Genomic DNA, 2656 nt, shown 5'->3' with positions numbered 1-2656 from the left:
TGATCGTAGAGATATCTCATTGGACTGTGAATGTAGCTTATATGTTTTGAGTTCTTTGGTTTTTTAACACCTTTTATAACACAGTGAGACGAGCTAATAACAAGATCAGCGTCTTCAGTAATTTTTAAGAAGTTTGCGGCCATAGGAAATAATGGGAGAAACTTTCTATAGTGCTTTGTTATTCCAGGGATGTAATTTAGAAAGGAAGTCTTAATGACTCTATTTTCAATAATTGGACTAGTAGACCCTTTATCATAAATAAGTGTATAGAGAGGAGCATCTGGAAACATCTCACAAAATACTTCTAATACTCTCTCACCACCTCTAAAGCCAGTTAGCCAATCATGTAATATTACTACTTTCATGAAGGCAACCCTATCAAAAAATCAAAGTAATGAGTAATACTATTTATGACCTCTTATTTATTTTCAATAATTTAGCTCTGGGCACTCTCACATATCTAGCAAGAAACCTCCTCTTCACTTTATAATAATATCAAATAGTTATATATCTAAATACTTTTACAAATAGACTAAGACATAAATTCCTGTAAGATTAAATACACACAGATTCCCTTATATGGCGAAAAAGTGTACACTTAATAGATACTATAGCTAAGATCAATAATTAGTGAACGAGGTAATATGAGTAAGCTTAGACGGTTAACTGAAAAAACAATCTCAGCAAGAAAAGGGGGACACTACGGTCTCTTTACAACAAGTGACTTGGCCCTACTACTTAATGAACCAAAATCTTCTAACTTTAGTAAACTCTTACACAAAGCTACTAAGGCAAGCGTTCTAACTAATGTTTGTAAGGGTATATATATTAATCCCTTAATGCCTCCTGACTCCAAAGGAGTGCTAGAAAATATTGCCCTACTACTACACTGGGATAAGTTTTTATATATCAGTTTAGAGTCACAACTTAGCTACCTAGGTATTATTTCTCAAGTTCTTATAAACCACCTTACAGTTATGACTACTGGTCGAAGTGGAAAAGTAGAAACAATTTACGGTGTGATAGAATTTACGCATACAAATCATAGTATAGAATCTCTGAATGGGCATATTTACTTTGATCCAGATATAGGGATTTTTCGTGCAAAGAAAGATAAAGCAATAAGAGATTTAAATCGCGTAGGACGTAACTTACAAATGCTGGAGGAGTAGATCAATGTTAGATGTGCTAGTGAAACAGGCCCTTAGTAAAAGACCAGATCTATTGGGTCTCGAAAATGTAATAGAAAAAGAAATACTTCATCATGACATTATGACTGTCTTACACAGAACTGGAGTATTACAACAATTGACGTTCATCGGAGGAACTTCCCTTAGGCTATGCTATAACTCCAGCAGGCTCTCTGAAGACTTAGACTTTACAGCTGGGCTAAACTTTATGCCAGAACACTTTGATAGTCTTGCGGATGACCTCAAACTCCACTTAGAAAAAAAGTATGGTCTAAATGTTTCTGTTCGAGAGCCAAAACTGTCTAAAACAGATACTTCTAGCTGGAAAATAACGATTGAAAAGCATAGTAACCGCCCAGACTTACCTAGCCAAAAAATGCACATTGATGTTTGCTCTCTCCCTTCATTTGAAGTTGAACATCACCCAATAATAGATCATTACGGTATAAACTCCTCTATGGCAGGATTACCAATCCCCGTTCAAAGCTTAAGTGAAATATTGGCCGACAAGATGGTTGCTTTTGCATTTAGAGAAAGGCGTATCAAACCTCGAGATATATGGGACATTGTCTGGCTAAAACAGCAAACGATCGATCAAAGAGCAGACCTTGTGTTGAAGAAACTAAGTGTAAGAGAGAAGAGCGTAGACAGCTTTCTTACCAATATAGATAAGCATTCAAGAATGGTTCACAACGACCAAGAAACGAAACAAGACTTTTATAATGAAATGGGACGTTTTCTACCTGTTGATATTAAGAAAAGAACTCTAGATGAAGAAAACTTCTGGCCTTATTTAGTAAATGTAATAAATAAGGAAGCAAATGAGCTAAGTAAGTCTATCAAAAAAGAGGATGATAAAGAAAGTTTAGACTTTAAGATGTAGAATAGATGAAAGTTATCAGACAACAATTGTCTGTAAAAGTCTTAAATATTTATCAAAGCCATTTGCAACTTCAACCTGTAATCTAGCTAATGGTGTCCAATCTCTAGCGAGATCACTCTCCATAGTTTATCTCATTAAAAATTACTAGATAGATGGACCTAGTAAAAATACTAGATGCATCTAGTATTTTTTAAAACAATCATAAATATCTGTTTTTAATATGATTTTTTGCAATTTATTCCAAGCCAAACACTACACTTCCCTGCTCATTTGATAGAATAAGCTTCTCAGCTCCAAATATCTCTTTTAGTTTTTCTAGAAATAGTGGGTTTTGGACACTTCCTCCTGTGCAGAGAATATATTCAATATCTTCAGTGTTAGTGTTAGCTGTCTCTAGAGATTCTTTGAGGGAGTTTACAATCTTCTCAGTGACTTCATCAGATTTATCAAAGTAGTCTTTTTGAGAGAGTGAGTTCTCAAGCTTCACTCCTCTTTTATTATAGATAAGCTCACTCGTTAGATTACTAGAGAGATTAATCTTTGCTCCTTCAACTTCTTTCATAAGATCAAAGCCAAGCTTTGA

At 34.6% G+C, this 2656-nt stretch carries 3 protein-coding genes and 1 pseudogene; 2 read left to right on the top strand and 2 right to left on the bottom strand.

The annotated features are described in order from the left end of the window. Positions 1-365: pseudogene (locus tag ABX784_RS16800) on the bottom strand (glycosyltransferase family 4 protein); the annotation flags it as partial. A 279-nt stretch (positions 366-644) separates the two neighbouring features. Between ABX784_RS16800 and abiEi the strand changes: the two are divergent. Beyond that, on the top strand, positions 645-1172 hold the full coding sequence (gene abiEi, locus ABX784_RS16795) for a type IV toxin-antitoxin system AbiEi family antitoxin (protein WP_372656218.1): 528 nt from the start codon (positions 645-647) through the stop codon (positions 1170-1172). A 4-nt stretch (positions 1173-1176) separates the two neighbouring features. Continuing rightward, positions 1177-2073, top strand: coding sequence for a nucleotidyl transferase AbiEii/AbiGii toxin family protein (locus tag ABX784_RS16790; RefSeq protein ID WP_372656217.1), 897 nt, complete (start codon positions 1177-1179; stop codon positions 2071-2073). Between the two features lie 235 nt (positions 2074-2308). Here the strand turns inward: ABX784_RS16790 and ABX784_RS16785 are convergent. Continuing rightward, a partial coding sequence (locus ABX784_RS16785) for an Hsp70 family protein (protein ID WP_372656216.1) occupies positions 2309-2656 on the bottom strand: 348 nt, incomplete at its 5' end.

It is taken from the genome of Halobacteriovorax sp. (assembly GCF_041587335.1).
Classification (GTDB): domain Bacteria; phylum Bdellovibrionota; class Bacteriovoracia; order Bacteriovoracales; family Bacteriovoracaceae; genus Halobacteriovorax.
This window is presented reverse-complemented; position numbering and strand designations above follow the sequence as displayed.